Consider the following 17,318-nt stretch of genomic DNA (forward strand, 5'->3'; position numbering starts at 1 on the left):
CAACGCCTGTTTGGAAAAAAGAAGAAGAAACCTGACTCCTCCATTTATCCGATGTTCTGACGCGGCACTGGAAGGTAATGGCTATGGATGGCTCGATTCCAACACGCATCCCCGCAGACGACAGGTGGCGCGAACTCTATCGTTTGGCGCTGGAGCCTGAATGTTTCCTGGATACGGAGTACCTCGACACCCTGCTGGGCAAAGACGTCGAGCCGGTGCAGTTGCCGCTGCTGTCACAGCGGATCGATGCGTGGCAGTCAGAACAGGCGTCGGCGTATGCCGGCGCCGCCACCGCCGCCGTCGAACAGCACAACGCCCGCGCTTTTGCCCAGGCATTGGCGGTTTATTCGGCACCGATGGCCTCGGTGCTCGGCTGCTGGCTGCAGGGCCTGAGCGCACCCGGGGTATTTGAAGACCCCGCGCAGCTGCGCCTGATGCAACTGTTTGCCCATGATATCGGCGTCGGCTACCCGAACGCCTCCCGCGGCCATCACTTCAACGCGTTGTTGGGCCAGCTACAGCTGACCACCTACGCCTTGGCGCCGGCGCAATTGGCGACCCTGCCGGACCTGCATGACGACGCGTTCGAACTGCCCGCGCTGTTGCTTGCCCTCAGCCGACGCAGCGATGCCTACGGTGATGAACTCTGCGGTGTCGATTGGGCCTTGCGCGCCGTCGGGCTTTGCCCGGGCTGGGCAGCCATGGGCCAGCTTGAAGGGCTGGCGCTGGAACTCGGCCGGCTGGATCTGAGCGCGTCATTCCCCGGCCTGGAACCGGCTTCGTTGCGCCATATCAGCCAATGGGTCGCGCACCGCATCATCGAGCAGGGCGAAGAGCGCCAGGCCCGTCTGCTACGCGGCGCCAACTGGCTGTTCGGCGCGCTGCAACGCTGGAATGCGCGGCTGTATAACGCCTCGCTGACCGCCACTTCGCCCCAACAGGCCATGGCGCATTTGATGCAGCGTCTGGCGCGGGTGGGCGCGGTGTATCACCAGAGTTACCTGATTGAAGGGCGCAGCCTGGCGCTGTGGATCGAAGAAGCGCAGCGCGACCCGTTGCCCCTGCTGGATGTGCTGTCGCGCAGCCGTTTGATCGTGCCGGGCAACTCGAAAAAAAGCCTGCTGGTCACCAGCCTGGTGGCGCCGACCGGGCGCATGTTCCGCATCTTCAGCGAGGCAGACTTGAGCGTGATTCGCCAGTGGATCGACTGGTTGCCCCAGGCTGGCGCCACGCCGCAACTGCCACGCCAGCCAGTCGACAGCGCCGCCACGGTGCCCCGCCCTGACTCAGCCAGCCCTGCCGACACCGGACACTGGCCCAAGAGCCTGCGCGAAGCCTATTTTGTCTTGCAGGGGCGTGCGCTGCAGCCGGCCACCCGCCAGTTTGCCCATGCCTATGTGAGCCGTTGGCTTGAGCGTTCGCGCCAGTCGCTGAAGACGTCCGAGCGCCAATTGCCCGACCAGTGGGGCCCCAATGTGCTGCGCGCCTGGTTGCTGGACAAGCATGACCAGAACGGCCAACAGTTCGATGACAGCGACCCGGCGCAAATGCCCAGCCGTGAAGAAATCATCGAGTCGACCCTGCAACTGGCGCCGCTGACGCTGATCGACGGTGCGTGGCTGCAAGGCTTTACCGACCTGGGGCTGGCGTCTTCCCACGTGGGCTACACCCTGTTCCAGACCTATTGGGATGAATTGGGCAACGGCATCGAGGCGCTCAATCATCCGAAAATTTATCGCGATGGCCTGCGTGACATGGATTTCGAACTGGCCCCCACCGGTAGCCGTGAATTCGCCGAAGACCCGCGCCTGGAGGAAGACTCCTTCCGCCTGCCCGTGTATTGGCTGTGCCTGGGCAAACTGCCGATGACGTTCATGCCCGAAGTGCTCGGCATGAACCTGGCGATGGAGCTGTCCGGCGTGGGCGGCAGCTATCGTTCGGCGCGGCGCTTTTTACGGCACTACGGGTTCAGCACGGCGTTCGTCGACCTGCACAACACCATTGATAACGTGTCCACCGGACATTCGGCCTGGGCTGCCGATGCGATCGATGCGTACATGCGTGCGTTGACCAGTGCCGAACAGGTCGCCGCGCAATGGCAGCGCGTGCGCGTGGGCTATGAGTCCCTGGCGCCGATGCCAGGCAAATGGGCCTCGATGTTGCGTCGCTTGCGCCTCTCATCGGCCGACCATGTACTCCCGCGCCCAACCCGCACAGCGGCTTCAAAAGGCTATCTGCATCACTTGCCGATCACGCGGCAGGTATTGCTGCAAACCCACGAACAATAACGCCACGAGGAGCAATTATGTCTTTGGTAGAAGTGCATAACGAATGGGACCCCCTCGAGGAAATGATCGTGGGTATTGCCCATGGCGCACGCGTGCCGCGGCCGGACAAGGGCCTGTTCGCCCTCGACTACAGCGAGCACCACGACTCGCCCAATGAGATTCCGTCAGGGCCTTACCCCGAACAACTGGTTGAAGAAGCACAGGAAGACCTGGACGCCTTTGCCGCCTTCCTGGTCGGCCATGGGGTGACCGTGCGCCGGCCCAAAGAGACTTATCACGCGGCACTGTTCGGCACCGGCGACTGGAAGACCGACGGCGAATACAACTACTGCCCAAGGGACGTTCTGCTGCCGATCGGCAAAACCATCATTGAAGCGCCGATGGCCTTGCGCAGCCGTTACTTCGAACCTTTTGCCTACCGCGAACACCTGCAGGCGTACTTCGCCAGCGGCGCCAACTGGATTTCCGCGCCCAAGCCGGAACTGCCCGACAGTACCTACCGGGTCAACCCGCGCGAGGGCTCGATCATCGCCAACGATGAGCCGATTTTCGATGCCGCCAACGTGCTGCGCATGGGCCGCGACATTCTTTACCTGGTGTCGCGCAGCGGTAACCGCATGGGCTACGAGTGGCTCAAGCGCGTGCTCGGCGACCAATACCGCGTGCACGCCCTCAGCGGGTTCTACGACGGTACGCACCTGGACACCACCATCACCCTGGTGCGTCCAGGGCTGGTGGTGTTGAACCCCGAACGCATCGGCAAGGATCAGGTGCCCGAAGTGTTCAAGCACTGGGACATCATCTGGGCCCCCGACATGGTGGACACCGGTTACTGCTGGTCGTACCCGCGTGCCTCTATCTGGCAGGGCATGAACTTCATCATGGTCAACCCGTCGCTGGCGGTGATCAATGACCAGCAAGTGCCGCTGATTCGCGCACTGGAAAAACACGGCATCGATGTGGCACCGCTGAAGATGCGCCACGCGCGCAGTCTGAGCGGCGGTTTCCATTGTGTGTCCGTGGACATTCGTCGACAGGGCACGCTGGAAGATTACCGTTGAGCAGGGCATGACCATGCAGGCACTGGATTACTACTCGATCGTGCTGTTCGTGATTGCCACCTGTGTCACGCCAGGGCCGAACAACGTGATGTTGATGTCGTCCGGGGCCAATTTCGGCATCGGCCGTACCTTGCGCCATGTGGCCGGTATCAACATCGGCTTTCCGCTGATGCTGGTGGCGGTCGGGTTGGGGGCCGGGGCGGTGTTCCGCCAGTACCCGTGGTTGCATGACGGCTTGCAGGTGGTCGGCGCGTTGTACCTGTTGTTCCTGGCGTATCAGATTGCAAGTGCCCCCACCACCGATCTGGGTGACCAATCAGGCAAGCCTTTGGGGTTCACCGCTGCGGCGCTGTTCCAGTGGGTCAACCCGAAAGCCTGGGTGATGGCGGTGGGCGCAGTGCTGGCCTACACCTCGCCCTTGGGCTCGTACACGGTGCAGGTGTTTCTGATTGCGCTGTTGTTTTTTGTATTCGGTTCACCGTGTTCGATGGTCTGGGTGTTTTTCGGGCAGTACCTGAGGCGCTTCCTGACCCAGCCACAACGTTTGAAGGCGTTCAATATCACCATGAGCCTGGTGCTCGTGGTGTCCTTGATCCCGGTTCTACGAAGCCTGCCATTCGCGCAATGGTGGTCTTGATACGCAGAGAAGGTTGCCTACACGCCAGCAGTTCGATTGGCGCAGGCGACTCCATGGATTGGCGGAATGTGATGAGGATGCACAGTTAAATGGCTAATTATGTTTTAGGGATTTCTGCCTTCTACCACGACAGTGCTGCCGCCCTGGTCAAGGACGGCGTGCCCGTCGCTGCCGCCCAGGAAGAGCGCTTCACTCGCGTGCGCCATGACCCGGCGTTCCCGGCCCAGGCGATTGCCTATTGCCTGGACGCCGAGGGCATCAGCCTGGATGACCTGGAAGCGGTGGTTTATTACGAAGACCCCCAGGAAAAATTCTCCCGGGTGATTTCGTCGTTTGCCAGCGGCGGCATCGGCGGCGCACGTACGTTCATCAATGCGATGCCGGAATGGATTCGCTGGAAGTGGAACGTGCTCAAGTTCGTCGACGAGCAACTCGAAATCCTGGGCCGGGGCAAGGCGCCGCGCACCCAGGCCTCCCAGCATCACCGCTCCCACGCGGCGGCGGCGTTTTACCCGTCACCGTTCAAGAACGCGGCGGTGTTGTGCATCGACGGCATCGGCGAATGGCATTCGACCACGATCTGGCACGGCCAGGGCACCAATCTTGAACTGAAAAACTCGATTTCCTACCCCCATTCGGTGGGTTTGCTGTATTCGGCCATGACCTACTATTGCGGGTTCAAGGTCGACTCAGGGGAATACAAGCTGATGGGCCTGGCGCCCTATGGCCAGCCGATCTACGCCGACAAGATTCGCGACGAGCTGATCAATATCCGCGAGGACGGCTCGTTCACCCTGAACATGAAGTACTTCGAGTACCTGCGCGGTGAGCGCATGGTCGGCGAAGCGTTTGAAGAGTTGTTCGGTGGGCCGATCCGTCAACCCGAAAGTCCGATCTCACAGCGCGAGTGCGACCTGGCCGCGTCGATTCAAAAAGTCACCGAGGAAGTGGTGCTGGGCCTGGCCACTGCCGCGGTCAAGCAGACCGGCGAGCGCAATCTGTGCCTGGCCGGTGGCGTAGCCTTGAACTGCGTGGCCAACGGCGTGCTCAGCCGCTCGGGGCGCTTTGATTCGATCTGGATCCAGCCGGCGGCCGGTGATGCCGGTTGCGCCCTGGGGGCGGCGTTGGACTTTGCCGTCAAGCACAGCGGTCGTCCGCACCTGGAAGGTGGCAAGTCTGATGCCATGAGCGGCAGCCTGCTGGGGCCGGGCTTTGGCGACGAAGAAATCGCCCGCTTCCTGCTGGAAAACCACTACCCCTTCACCCGCTATGACGACGCCGGGCTGTATGACCAGGTTGCCAGTCGCCTGGCCGAGGGCGCGGTGGTGGGCTGGTTCCAGGGGCGCATGGAGTTTGGCCCACGAGCCTTGGGCGCGCGTTCGATTCTCGGCGATGCACGCAACCCCGAGATGCAGCGCACCATGAACCTGAAGATCAAATACCGCGAGTCGTTCCGCCCGTTTGCCCCGGCCGTGCTGGCCGAGGACGCCGGCAACTATTTCGATATCTGCGAAAAAAGCCCTTACATGCTGATGGTCGCGCCGGTCACCGACTCGATCAAATCCCAGCAGTCGCGGCAAGAAGGCGGCCCGGAGCGCGGGCTGGGCAGTATCAACAATATTCGCTCGCAATTGCCGGCGGTGACCCACGTCGACCTGTCGGCACGGGTGCAAACGGTGACCGAGGAAAACAACGCACCGTTCACCTACCTGCTGCGCAGTTTCAAGGAACGCACGGGGTGCTCGGTGCTGGTCAATACCTCGTTCAACGTGCGCGGTGAGCCCATCGTGTGCAAACCCGAGGAAGCGTACGCCTGCTTCATGCGCACCGAAATGGACGTACTGGTTTTGGGCCGTTACGTGCTGGAACGCCCCGGCCAACCGGCCTTCGTCGAGGCTGTGGACTGGCGCAGCGAGATCCCGCTGGATTGATCCTTACCTTTAACTCAATGGAGCTTTTACCGTGCTGAGATTTCTTGCGTTTCTGATGTTTATCGTCGTGTTGCTGCCCATCGGGCTGACGCGTTCGGTGTTTCACTCTTCCCGTTTCGGCCGGCGCTTTCACCAGGCGCCGACAGCCTGGGATCACGCTGTGAGTAAACGGTAACGCCCATTGCCTGAGGAACTGCGCCCATGTCAAAAGTGATCTACAAGAACCTCAACAGCTCACCGATCCTGGCGGTCGGCGGGAGTGGGGTTTGGCTTGAGGATGCAACGGGCAAACGCTACCTCGACACCTGCGGCGGTGTCGCAGTGTCGAGCCTGGGCCATGGGCACCCGCGGATCGCCGCGGCATTCGAGCGCGAAGCGAAGAAACTGGCCTGGGCCCATGCGGGCAGCTTCACCACCGCTGCCGCCGAGGAGCTCGCTGAGCGCCTGGTGGCAGCCAGTGGCGGCCTGGCGCGTGCGCAGTTCTTGTCCGGCGGCTCGGAGGTGATGGAGCTGGCGATGAAAATCGCTTACCAGTACCAGTGCGAGCGCGGCTTGCCCGACAAATCAGTGTTCATTTCCCGCCAACAGAGCTATCACGGCAGCACACTGGGCACCTTGAGCATCTCCGGCAACCCGCAGCGCCAGTCGGTATTCGGTCGACTATTTGCACCCGCCGAGTTCGTCTCCCCCTGCTACGCCTACCGTGATCAACGGCCCGACGAAAGCCAGGAGCAGTACGCCACACGCCTGGCCGATGAACTGGACGCCAAGATTCGTAGCCTGGGCAGTGAGAACGTCGCGGCGTTCTTTGCCGAGACCGTAGTGGGCTCCACCAACGGCGCGGTGCCTGCGGTGCCCGGTTATTTTCGCAAGATCAAGGCGGTGTGCGAGCGCCACGATGTGCTGCTGATCCTTGATGAGGTGATGGCCGGCATGGGGCGTACCGGGCAGCTGTTCGCCTATACCGACGACGGCATCGTGCCCGACATGGTCGCGGTCGGCAAAGGCCTGGCGGCGGGTTACATGCCGATCTCGGCGCTGTTGATCAGTGACCGGGTGCATTCGGTGATGGCCCGTGGCTCGGGTGTACTGGGCAACGGCCAAACCCATGTCAACCACCCGCTGGCCTGCGCCATTGCCCTGGAGGTACAGCAAGTCATCGTCGAAGAAGACCTGCTGACGCAAGTGCGCCAACGAGGTGAGCAACTGCGCACCTGGCTCAGGGAAAGCCTGGCTGACCTGGATATCGTTGGCGATGTGCGCGGGCGCGGATTGTTCGTGGGCGTCGAGTTTGTCGAGAGCCGTTCCACCAAGGCGCCATTCAGAGGCGGCGGCGCCTATGCCGCGGCCCTCAAGCAAGAGGCGCTGCAACGCGGCCTGCTGATTTATCCCGGCAGCGGCACAGTGCAAGGCACACAAGGCAATCATGTGCTGTTCGCACCGCCGTTTATCACCAGCGAAGGGGAACTGGGGCAAATGGTCGAGCGCTTCAATGCAGTGGTCAGGGCTGTCGCCTACTAGCGATCGAGCGGGCTTACCGGGGGACGGTCGTTGTCACCCACATTAGCTGGAAAGGGAGAAATGAAGATGCAGACGATCGAACCATGCAAGGACAAAGTCCTGCTGTCGGTGTGCACTATGGACTGGTGTGATCACGGCGTGGAATTCGCCAAGACCGTGTTCTCCAACCTCGAGGTGTTTTGCTGGGACCCGGGCGATCCCTACCCTTATCACCTGGATGATTGGGAAGGCGACTGGATCATCTCCTACCGTGGCGACTTCATCTTCCCGCAGAGCATCTACAAGAATGCCCGCAAAGGCGCGATCAACCTGCACCCGGCGCCCCCCAAATATCGGGGCCTGGGCAGCCAGCATTACGCGATCTACTACAACGATGAAACCTACGGTTCGACCTGCCATCACCTGGCCCCTTCGGTGGACAGCGGGCAGATCATCGATGTGGCGCGCTTCAACGTCGCGCCCGCCGAGACGGCTTCCTCGCTGCGCCTGCACGTGGGCGCCTATTGCCTGCAGCAGTTCATTCACCTGCTCACCGACTACATCCTGCAGGGGCGGCCATTGCCGGTTTCGCCGGAAAATTGGGGCGAGCGCCTGTACAAGCAATCGGAACTCAAGCCCTGGATGGAGAAGATTCGCGCCCAAGAGCCGGATCATCGTTGCTTCAAGTAGTTTTTTGACCATCACTTCAAGCCGCGGTGGCTTGGGGTGCTCACTGCGCGCTGGCGCCACGGGTATGAGTGCACCTATGTTTGAGTTTTCAAGTTTTGCAGCGGCACTGGGGGTCTACGTGATCGGCACCGCCAGCCCGGGCCCAGGCAACCTGGCCATCGCCAACACCTCCTTGAACTACGGGCGCACACCGGGCCTGGCGCTGGCGGCGGGGGTTATTTCCGGGTCGTTGTGCTGGGGCGCGATGACCGCTGCCGGCGTGTCGGCGCTGTTAATGTCCAACACCCAGATCATCCTGTGGCTGAAGGTGTTCGGCGCCTGCTACCTGTTCTTCCTGGCCTGGAAGTCGGTGCGCAGTGCGCTGGCGCATAACGCCACGACGGTGGCCAAAGCGCGAGCAAAACAGACGCGCAACCTGGGCTTCTATCTACAAGGGTTGGGCATTCACCTGACCAACCCCAAGGCGGCCTTGACCTGGTTCACCGTGACCACAGTGGGGCTGAGCGTCAACGCACCGGCATGGGCGAGTTTTGTGCTGGTGGCGGCCTGTGCGTTGTTGGGTTTCCTGATTTTCTGCACCTACGCCCTGGCGTTTTCCGCCCATTCGGCAGAACCTTTTTTTGCCCGGACCCGCAAGTCCTTCGGGCTGATTTGCGCAGCGTTCTACTCGATGGTTGCCATCGGCTTTCTCAGTTCGTTGCTCTGACTCCAACTTTAAGTGGCCTCCGTACACCTGTAACCGCGAAACCCGAGTGGCAGGTGACGTGCTAAGGCCCGTTCCAGGAAAAAACCATGTCCTTGTCGTTTGATTTGATGCTGGCGTTTGCTTTATTTGCGTTTGTCACGTCCGTCACCCCGGGCCCCAATAACGCCATGCTGCTGGCCTCAGGGGTTAATTTCGGCTTCCAGCGCACCATCCCGCATATCCTGGGCATCAGCTCCGGATTCCTGGTGCTGGTATTGGCGGTGGGGCTTGGGCTGGGCGCGGCGTTTACCGCCTATCCGGTGCTCTACACCATCCTGCGCTACGCGGGCGCGGCTTACTTGCTGTACCTGGCGTGGAACATCGCCCGTTCGGGCCCGGCATCCGAAGACACTGAAGGTAAAGGCAAGCCTCTGGGGTTCTGGGGCGCGGCGGCGTTTCAATGGGTCAATCCCAAGGCGTGGGTGATGGCAATCGGTGCAATCAGCACCTACACACCGTTGCAGGGCTACACCATGAACGTGGTGATCATCGCTACGGTGTTCGCCCTGATCAATGCGCCGAGCGTGGGGGTTTGGGCAGGATTCGGCAGTGTGTTGCGCAACGTGCTGCGCAACCCGCGCTGGTTACGCGTGTTCAACTTCGGCATGGCGGCGTTGCTGGTGATATCGCTGTATCCGTTGCTGCAGCAGACGAGCTGAGTTCCGGCGCTGTATTTTTTGCACCACCAAGATCTGCGCTCATAAAAAAAGCGAAGCCAAATCAATGGCTTCGCTTTTTTGGATTACGTTCTGAAAAGCTGAGTATCAGAACGGAATATCGTCATCAAAGCTGTCGAAATCCTGAGCCGGTTGCGGCGCAGCCTGTTGTGGCGCTGGACGCGACTCACGCTGTGGCTGCTGGGTTGGCTGTGGACGCGACTGCTGTGGACGCGGTGCCGAGTTGGACATGCCGCCCTGGCCCTGTTGGTCGCCCTGTGGACGGCCGCCCAGCAATTGCATGGTGCCTTGCATGTCGACCACGATTTCGGTGGTGTAACGCTTGATGCCGTCTTTTTCCCACTCGCGGGTTTGCAGTTTGCCTTCGATGTAGACCTGCGAACCTTTGCGCAGATATTCGCCGGCAATCTCAGCGACCTTGCCGAACATCGACACGCGGTGCCATTCGGTTTTCTCGACCTTCTGGCCGGTCTGCTTGTCGGTCCACTGTTCGCTGGTCGCCAGACTCAGGTTGGTCACGGCATTACCGTTAGGCAAGTAGCGAACTTCGGGATCCTGGCCGCAAGTACCGACCAATATGACTTTGTTAACCCCACGGGCCATAACGTTCTCCTAGGCTGGGCGCGCTGTCGGCACTGGGTTGACCAGTTGCTCGAGCGTCGCGCGATCCAATAATTCGGTGTCCAATTTGATGTAAATGGCCGCCTCTTCAGCGACCACGACTGCATCCGTTACCCCTACGACGGCCTTCAGGCGCTCTACCAGACCAGCCTCGCGGATCGCCTCGGGCGATAGCGGCAAACGCAGACTTGTGACGTAGGGAGGTTCGCGCATGGTAACAGCAAAGACCAGCCAAAGTGCAGCCAGCCCGGCGCATCCGAGGAAGACAACCGACAAACCGCCATGCTGGAACATCCAGCCACCCATGATGCCGCCCAACGCCGAGCCAAGGAACTGGCTGGTGGAGTACACCCCCATCGCCGTGCCCTTGCCGCCAGCCGGTGAAACTTTACTGATCAGCGACGGCAGCGAAGCTTCCAGCAGGTTGAACGCGGTGAAAAACACCACCGTACCGATGACCAGTGCCCGCAGGCTATCGCCGAACTGCCAGAAGAATAGTTCAGTGAGCATCAATGTCGCGACGGCGCCGAGTAAAACTCGTTTCATTTTGCGTTTCTTCTCGCCATAGATGATGAACGGGATCATGGCGAAGAACGAAATCAGCAGCGCGGTGAGGTAGACCCACCAATGCTGCTCCTTGGGCAGGGCGGCTTTTTCCACCAGGGCCAGGGGCAAGGCGACGAAGCTGCACATCAGCATTGCGTGTAATACGAAGATACCTAAATCCAGGCGCAGCAGGTCCGGGTGCTTGAGCGTCGGCAGCAGCGCCTGACGTGCGACGCCCGATTCTCGGTGCTGCAGCGTGCCGGTAGAGCGCGGCACCATAAAGGCTACGATCACAATCCCGACCAGAGCCAGGCCGCCAGTGGCCAGAAACAACCCATGCAGACCAAAAGCGCTCGTCAGCAACGGGCCGACCACCATGGCCACGGCAAACGACAGACCGATAGTCATGCCGATCATGGCCATGGCCTTGGTGCGGTGCTGTTCGCGGGTCAGGTCCGACAGCAACGCCATCACCGCGGCGGAAATCGCCCCGGCGCCTTGCAGGATGCGCCCGGCGATCACGCCCCAGATCGAATCGGACTGGGCCGCAAGCACACTGCCAAGGGCGAACACGATCAAGCCAAGATAAATCACCGGGCGACGGCCAATGCGGTCGGAAATAATCCCGAACGGGATCTGAAAAATCGCCTGGGTCAGGCCATAGGCGCCAATCGCCAGGCCGATCAACGCGGGGGTAGCGCCTGCGAGATCCATTCCATAGGTCGCCAGCACCGGCAACACCATAAACATGCCCAGCATACGGAAAGCGAACACCAGGGCCAGACCGCTTGCCGCTCGGGTCTCGCCGCTACTCATGCGTTCGCTGTGGGGATCGTGCATGGAAAAACCTCGTGTGAACCGGCGGCGATTCTACCAGTCCCATCGATTGAGAGGGTATATGCGGCGCTTTGCCGCGCAGCTTTCATCTAAGGCTGCAAGCGGCCTTTTGACAGTGTATATTCATCCAGTCTTTAGCCGTATACTCCGGCATTATTTACGCCCGCCGTGCGAGGCCATCTTGGACAAGATCCTGATTCGTGGGGCTAGAACCCACAACCTGAAGAACATCGACCTGACCCTGCCCCGGGACAAACTGATCGTCATCACCGGCTTGTCCGGCTCCGGCAAGTCGTCCCTGGCGTTCGACACGCTATATGCCGAAGGTCAGCGTCGCTATGTGGAATCCCTGTCGGCCTATGCCCGGCAATTCCTGTCGATGATGGAAAAGCCCGACGTCGACACCATCGAAGGCTTGTCGCCGGCCATTTCCATCGAGCAGAAGTCGACCTCCCACAACCCGCGTTCCACCGTGGGCACCATTACCGAAATCTACGACTACCTGCGCCTGCTGTATGCGCGCGTGGGTATTCCGCGCTGCCCGGACCACGATATTCCCCTGGAAGCCCAGACCGTCAGCCAGATGGTCGACCTGGTACTGGCCCAGCCGGAAGGCGCCAAGCTGATGCTGCTGGCGCCCGTCATCCGCGAGCGCAAGGGCGAGCACCTTTCGGTCTTCGAAGAGCTGCGCGCCCAGGGTTTTGTACGTGCGCGCATCAACGGCAAGCTCTATGAGCTGGATGAAGCGCCCAAACTCGACAAGCAGAAAAAGCATTCCATTGATGTGGTGGTCGACCGCTTCAAGGTACGCGCCGACCTGCAGCAGCGTTTGGCGGAATCGTTCGAGACCGCGCTGAAGCTGGCCGACGGCATTGCCCTGGTGGCGCCGATGGATGACGAGCCGGGCGAAGAGATCATCTTCTCCGCGCGCTTCGCCTGCCCAATCTGTGGGCACGCCATCAGCGAACTGGAGCCCAAGCTGTTTTCCTTCAACAACCCAGCCGGCGCCTGCCCGACGTGCGATGGCCTGGGCGTGAAGCAGTTCTTCGATATCAAGCGCCTGGTCAATGGCGACCTGACCCTGGCCGAGGGGGCGATACGCGGCTGGGACCGGCGTAACGTCTACTATTTCCAGATGCTCGGGTCATTGGCCTCGCACTACAAGTTCAGCCTGGAAGTGCCGTTCAACCAGCTGCCGGCAGACCAGCAGAAGGTCATTCTGCATGGCAGCGGCTCGCAGAATGTCGACTTCAAGTACCTGAACGACCGTGGCGACATCGTCAAGCGCTCCCACCCGTTCGAAGGCATCGTGCCGAACCTGGAACGTCGCTACCGCGAGACCGAATCGGCAAGTGTGCGTGAAGAACTGGCAAAGTTCCTCAGCACACAGCCTTGCCCGGATTGCCGTGGCACACGCCTGCGCCGTGAAGCGCGGCATGTGTGGGTGGGCGAAAAAACGTTGCCGGCAGTGACTAACCTGCCAATCGGCGATGCGTGTGAATATTTTGGTGTCCTCAAGCTCACCGGGCGTCGTGGGGAAATTGCCGACAAGATCCTCAAGGAAATTCGCGAGCGCCTGCAGTTCCTGGTCAACGTTGGCCTGGACTATCTGTCACTGGACCGCAGCGCCGATACCTTGTCGGGCGGTGAAGCACAGCGGATCCGGCTGGCCAGCCAGATCGGTGCGGGCCTTGTTGGCGTGCTGTATATCCTCGACGAACCGTCGATTGGCTTGCACCAACGGGATAACGATCGCCTGCTCGGCACGTTGAAACACCTGCGGGACATCGGCAATACCGTGATTGTGGTCGAGCACGATGAAGATGCCATCCGCCTGGCGGACTACGTGGTCGATATCGGCCCGGGTGCAGGTGTGCATGGCGGACATATCGTTGCCGAGGGCACGCCTGCCGAAGTGATGGCGCATCCTGATTCGTTGACCGGCAAGTACCTGTCTGGCCGGGTGAAGATCGAAGTGCCCGCCAAGCGTACGCCGCGTAACAAAAAGATGGCACTGCATCTCAAGGGCGCGCGCGGCAACAACCTGCGCAATGTCGACCTGGAGATTCCGCTGGGCCTGCTGACCTGTGTGACCGGTGTTTCCGGTTCGGGCAAGTCGACGCTGATCAACAACACGCTGTTCCCACTCAGTGCCACCGCGCTGAACGGCGCGACCACCCTGGAAGCGGCGGCGCACGACAGCATCAAGGGCCTGGAGCACCTGGACAAGGTGGTCGATATCGACCAAAGCCCGATTGGGCGTACCCCACGCTCCAACCCGGCCACCTACACTGGGCTGTTTACGCCGATCCGCGAGCTGTTCGCGGGTGTACCCGAGTCCCGCTCGCGCGGCTATGGACCTGGGCGGTTCTCGTTCAACGTCAAGGGCGGGCGCTGTGAGGCCTGCCAGGGCGATGGCTTGATCAAGGTGGAGATGCATTTTCTGCCGGACATCTACGTGCCGTGCGACGTGTGCAAAAGCAAGCGCTACAACCGCGAAACCCTTGAGATCAAGTACAAGGGCAAGAGCATCCATGAAACCCTGGAGATGACCATCGAGGAAGCTCGCGAGTTCTTCGACGCGGTGCCGGCGTTGGCGCGCAAGCTGCAAACGCTGATGGATGTGGGCTTGTCGTACATCAAGCTGGGGCAATCGGCGACTACGCTGTCAGGTGGCGAGGCACAACGGGTCAAGCTGTCTCGCGAGCTGTCCAAGCGCGATACCGGCAAAACCTTGTACATCCTCGATGAACCGACCACCGGTCTGCACTTCGCGGATATCCAGCAATTGCTGGACGTGCTGCACCGCCTGCGAGACCACGGCAATACCGTGGTGGTAATCGAGCACAACCTTGATGTGATCAAGACCGCTGACTGGCTGGTGGACCTTGGGCCGGAAGGTGGTTCCAAGGGTGGCCAGATCATCGCAGTGGGTACGCCGGAGCAAGTTTGCGAAATGCCACAGTCGCACACCGGTTACTACTTGAAACCGTTGCTGGCGCGCGACCGGGCCTGACTTTTTCTAGCCCAATAAAAAGCCCCTGTCACTTTGCGGTGACGGGGGCTTTTTTACAGCTGGGAATCAGAACTGCGATTGCAGGTAATTCTCCAGGCCAATCAACTTGATCAGGCCCAACTGTTTTTCCAACCAATAGGTGTGATCTTCTTCGGTGTCGGCCAACTGCACGCGCAGAATTTCCCGGGTGACGTAGTCGTTGTGCAGCTCGCAAAGTTCGATGCCCTTGCAGAGCGCAGCACGAACTTTGTACTCGAGGCGAAGGTCGGCAGCGAGCATGTCCGGTACCGTGGTCCCCACATCGAGATCATCAGGACGCATACGCGGCGTGCCTTCGAGCATCAGGATACGGCGCATCAGTGCGTCGGCGTGCTGTGCCTCTTCTTCCATCTCATGGTTGATACGCTCGTAGAGCTCGGTAAAGCCCCAGTCTTCGTACATGCGCGAATGGATGAAATATTGGTCACGAGCTGCCAGTTCGCCCGTCAGCAACGTGTTGAGGTAATCGATTACGTCGGGGTGACCTTGCATCGCCCTACATCTCCCTGCTTGAAAGACTGTAGTTTGAACCATGATGACTTGAAGGTCACGGGATCAACGGCAGAAAAGTGAAGATTTCCGTAGAAAAGTAGCTGAAATAACGCAAAAACCGCCCAAATGAGGGCGGTTCTGCTTATCGTTTAGAGTCAGTTAAGCGATACACCCAGTGCCTTTGCGATTGCTTCTCCATAAGCCGGGTCGGCCTTGTAGAAGTGCTGCAATTGACGCTGGACCACATCGCTGGAAACGCTAGCCATCGCACCGGCAATGTTATTGGTCAGCAGGGCTTTCTGCTCATCATTCATCAAGCGGAACAGCGCGCCCGCATGGCTGTAGTAGTCCGTATCTTCGCGGTGATCGTAACGATCAGCAGCGCCGCTCAGGGCCAGTGCCGGCTCTGCGTACTGCGGGGCTTGCTTGGGCGCATCGGCATAGCTGTTTGGCTCGTAGTTGGGAGCCGCACCGCCATTACTGCCGAAGGCCATAGAACCGTCACGCTGGTAACTGTTAACCGGGTTGCGCGGCGCGTTTACGGGCAGTTGCTGGTGGTTAGTGCCGACACGGTAGCGGTGGGCATCTGCGTAGGCAAACACTCGACCTTGCAACATACGATCGGGTGACAGGCCAACGCCTGGAACCATGTTGCTCGGACCAAATGCAGCCTGCTCCACTTCTGCGAAGTAGTTCTGCGGATTACGGTTGAGCTCAAGCTCGCCCACTTCGATCAGCGGGAACTCTTTTTGCGACCAGGTCTTGGTCACGTCAAACGGGTTCTCATAATGAGCGTTTGCTTGAGCCTCAGTCATGATCTGGATGCAGACGCGCCATTTCGGAAAATCACCGCGCTCGATAGCACCAAACAGATCACGCTGGGCATAGTCAGGGTCGGTACCCGCCAGGCGTGCAGCCTCGGCCGGGGCCAGGTTCTTGATGCCTTGCTTGGTCTTGTAGTGCCACTTCACCCAGTGGCGTTCGCCCTTGGCGTTGATCAGACTGTACGTGTGACTGCCGAAGCCGTGCATGTGGCGATAGCCGTCTGGAATGCCACGGTCCGAAAACAGAATGGTGACCTGATGCAGCGCCTCTGGAGAGTGCGACCAGAAGTCCCACATCATCTGCGCGCTTTTCAGGTTGCTCTGCGGCAGGCGTTTCTGGGTGTGGATAAAGTCCGGGAATTTCAGCGGATCCCGGATGAAGAACACAGGGGTGTTGTTGCCCACGATGTCCCAGTTGCCCTCTTCGGTATAGAACTTCAGGGCAAAACCACGTGGATCACGCTCAGTGTCAGCAGACCCGCGCTCACCACCCACAGTGGAGAATCGCAGGAATGTAGGCGTTTGCTTGCCAACAGATTCGAACAGCTTGGCACAGGTGTACTGGGTGATGTCTTGGGTAACGGTGAACGTACCGTAGGCACCCGATCCTTTGGCATGCACGCGCCGCTCAGGAATGTTTTCACGGTTGAAGTGAGCGAGCTTCTCGATCAGATGGAAATCGTCGAGCAACAACGGGCCACGAGGGCCTGCGGAACGGGAGTTCTGGTTATCCGCAACAGGAGCCCCGCTGGCGGTGGTAAGGACTTTATTCTGGCTCATGCGCAATCTTCCTCAGGTCGGACTTTGAACTGCCGGCTAAGCGGCTTGGAGGGAGTATTGATCATCAACACTACGCCTACAAATTCATTAAATCGTATGCGTCGATAGAAAATAACTAACAAGACTCCGCTCGCTATAGTGCAGCGCACTGTCTATGGAAGCTTGTATAAGTTGCGCTTTTGTTACGCGCACAAAAAACCGGGCGCGAGGCCCGGTTTTTTGTTGCAGCTTGTCGTCTTACTCGGCGCTTACAGCTTCGCCGGCAGTAGCACGATCAACCAACTCGACGTACGCCATAGGCGCGTTGTCGCCAGCGCGGAAACCGCACTTGAGGATGCGCAGGTAGCCACCCTCACGGGTAGCGTAACGCTTGCCCAGGTCGTTGAAGAGCTTACCAACGATAGCTTTCGAACGAGTACGGTCGAAAGCCAGACGGCGGTTAGCCAGGCTGTCTGTCTTGGCCAAAGTGATCAGCGGCTCAGCAACGCGACGCAGTTCTTTAGCTTTCGGCAGTGTAGTTTTGATCAGCTCGTGCTCGAACAGCGACACCGCCATGTTTTGGAACATGGCCTTGCGGTGCGAGCTGGTACGGCTCAGGTGACGACCACTTTTACGATGACGCATGGTTCATTCC

Annotated in this window: 15 protein-coding genes; 10 read left to right on the forward strand and 5 right to left on the reverse strand. The window is 60.1% G+C overall.

The features are described 5' to 3' along the window. The first annotated feature begins 83 nt into the window (after window positions 1-83). The 9 genes from TK42_RS25005 (at window position 84) to TK42_RS25040 (ending at window position 9,511) form a co-directional block, all read left to right on the forward strand. Window positions 84-2,288, forward strand: a complete 2,205-nt coding sequence (locus TK42_RS25005; RefSeq protein ID WP_032879217.1) for an iron-containing redox enzyme family protein — start codon at window positions 84-86, stop codon at window positions 2,286-2,288. A gap of 17 nt (window positions 2,289-2,305) precedes the next feature. Further along, complete coding sequence (locus TK42_RS25010) at window positions 2,306-3,349, forward strand: hypothetical protein (RefSeq protein ID WP_005791891.1); 1,044 nt, start codon at window positions 2,306-2,308, stop codon at window positions 3,347-3,349. Window positions 3,350-3,362: 13 nt separating this feature from the next. Further along, complete coding sequence (locus tag TK42_RS25015; RefSeq protein ID WP_032881200.1) at window positions 3,363-3,986, forward strand: LysE family translocator; 624 nt, start codon at window positions 3,363-3,365, stop codon at window positions 3,984-3,986. A gap of 89 nt (window positions 3,987-4,075) precedes the next feature. Next, on the forward strand, window positions 4,076-5,917 hold the full coding sequence (locus tag TK42_RS25020; protein WP_005791895.1) for a carbamoyltransferase: 1,842 nt from the start codon (window positions 4,076-4,078) through the stop codon (window positions 5,915-5,917). 31 nt (window positions 5,918-5,948) lie between these two features. After that, window positions 5,949-6,092 (forward strand): hypothetical protein, encoded by a 144-nt coding sequence (locus TK42_RS27025; RefSeq protein WP_005791897.1) that lies wholly within the window; start codon window positions 5,949-5,951, stop codon window positions 6,090-6,092. A gap of 26 nt (window positions 6,093-6,118) precedes the next feature. Then, a complete protein-coding gene (locus TK42_RS25025) occupies window positions 6,119-7,438 on the forward strand; it encodes an aspartate aminotransferase family protein (RefSeq protein WP_103735409.1) in 1,320 nt (439 codons plus the stop codon). Between the two features lie 60 nt (window positions 7,439-7,498). After that, on the forward strand, window positions 7,499-8,107 hold the full coding sequence (locus tag TK42_RS25030; protein ID WP_177464533.1) for a formyltransferase family protein: 609 nt from the start codon (window positions 7,499-7,501) through the stop codon (window positions 8,105-8,107). Between the two features lie 76 nt (window positions 8,108-8,183). Further along, window positions 8,184-8,813: a LysE family translocator gene (locus TK42_RS25035; protein ID WP_005791901.1), complete on the forward strand. Its 630-nt coding sequence runs from the start codon at window positions 8,184-8,186 to the stop codon at window positions 8,811-8,813. A gap of 86 nt (window positions 8,814-8,899) precedes the next feature. Continuing rightward, window positions 8,900-9,511 carry a LysE family translocator gene (locus TK42_RS25040; RefSeq protein WP_032879215.1) on the forward strand — a complete coding sequence of 204 codons (612 nt, stop codon included), beginning with the start codon at window positions 8,900-8,902 and terminating at the stop codon, window positions 9,509-9,511. A gap of 105 nt (window positions 9,512-9,616) precedes the next feature. On the opposite strand, the gene TK42_RS25045 is transcribed toward TK42_RS25040, so the two are convergent. Both TK42_RS25045 and TK42_RS25050 read right to left on the reverse strand, forming a co-directional pair. After that, window positions 9,617-10,132 (reverse strand): single-stranded DNA-binding protein, encoded by a 516-nt coding sequence (locus TK42_RS25045; RefSeq protein ID WP_005791904.1) that lies wholly within the window; start codon window positions 10,130-10,132, stop codon window positions 9,617-9,619. A gap of 9 nt (window positions 10,133-10,141) precedes the next feature. Next, window positions 10,142-11,536 (reverse strand): MFS transporter, encoded by a 1,395-nt coding sequence (locus tag TK42_RS25050; RefSeq protein ID WP_103735410.1) that lies wholly within the window; start codon window positions 11,534-11,536, stop codon window positions 10,142-10,144. Between the two features lie 178 nt (window positions 11,537-11,714). Between TK42_RS25050 and uvrA the strand changes: the two genes are divergently transcribed. Then, window positions 11,715-14,549 carry an excinuclease ABC subunit UvrA gene (uvrA, locus tag TK42_RS25055; protein WP_032879214.1) on the forward strand — a complete coding sequence of 945 codons (2,835 nt, stop codon included), beginning with the start codon at window positions 11,715-11,717 and terminating at the stop codon, window positions 14,547-14,549. Between the two features lie 66 nt (window positions 14,550-14,615). On the opposite strand, the gene bfr is transcribed toward uvrA, so the two are convergent. The 3 genes from bfr to rplQ form a co-directional block, all read right to left on the reverse strand. Then, window positions 14,616-15,080 carry a bacterioferritin gene (bfr, locus tag TK42_RS25060; protein ID WP_032879213.1) on the reverse strand — a complete coding sequence of 155 codons (465 nt, stop codon included), beginning with the start codon at window positions 15,078-15,080 and terminating at the stop codon, window positions 14,616-14,618. A 155-nt stretch (window positions 15,081-15,235) separates the two neighbouring features. Continuing rightward, window positions 15,236-16,684 (reverse strand): catalase, encoded by a 1,449-nt coding sequence (locus tag TK42_RS25065; RefSeq protein ID WP_103735411.1) that lies wholly within the window; start codon window positions 16,682-16,684, stop codon window positions 15,236-15,238. Between the two features lie 237 nt (window positions 16,685-16,921). Beyond that, window positions 16,922-17,308, reverse strand: coding sequence for a 50S ribosomal protein L17 (gene rplQ, locus TK42_RS25070; protein WP_003176402.1), 387 nt, complete (start codon window positions 17,306-17,308; stop codon window positions 16,922-16,924). Window positions 17,309-17,318 lie beyond the last annotated feature (10 nt).

Origin of the sequence: Pseudomonas sp. GZJR-8, assembly GCF_002916705.1 — a bacterium.
Classification (GTDB): Bacteria; Pseudomonadota; Gammaproteobacteria; order Pseudomonadales; family Pseudomonadaceae; genus Aquipseudomonas; species Aquipseudomonas synxantha_A.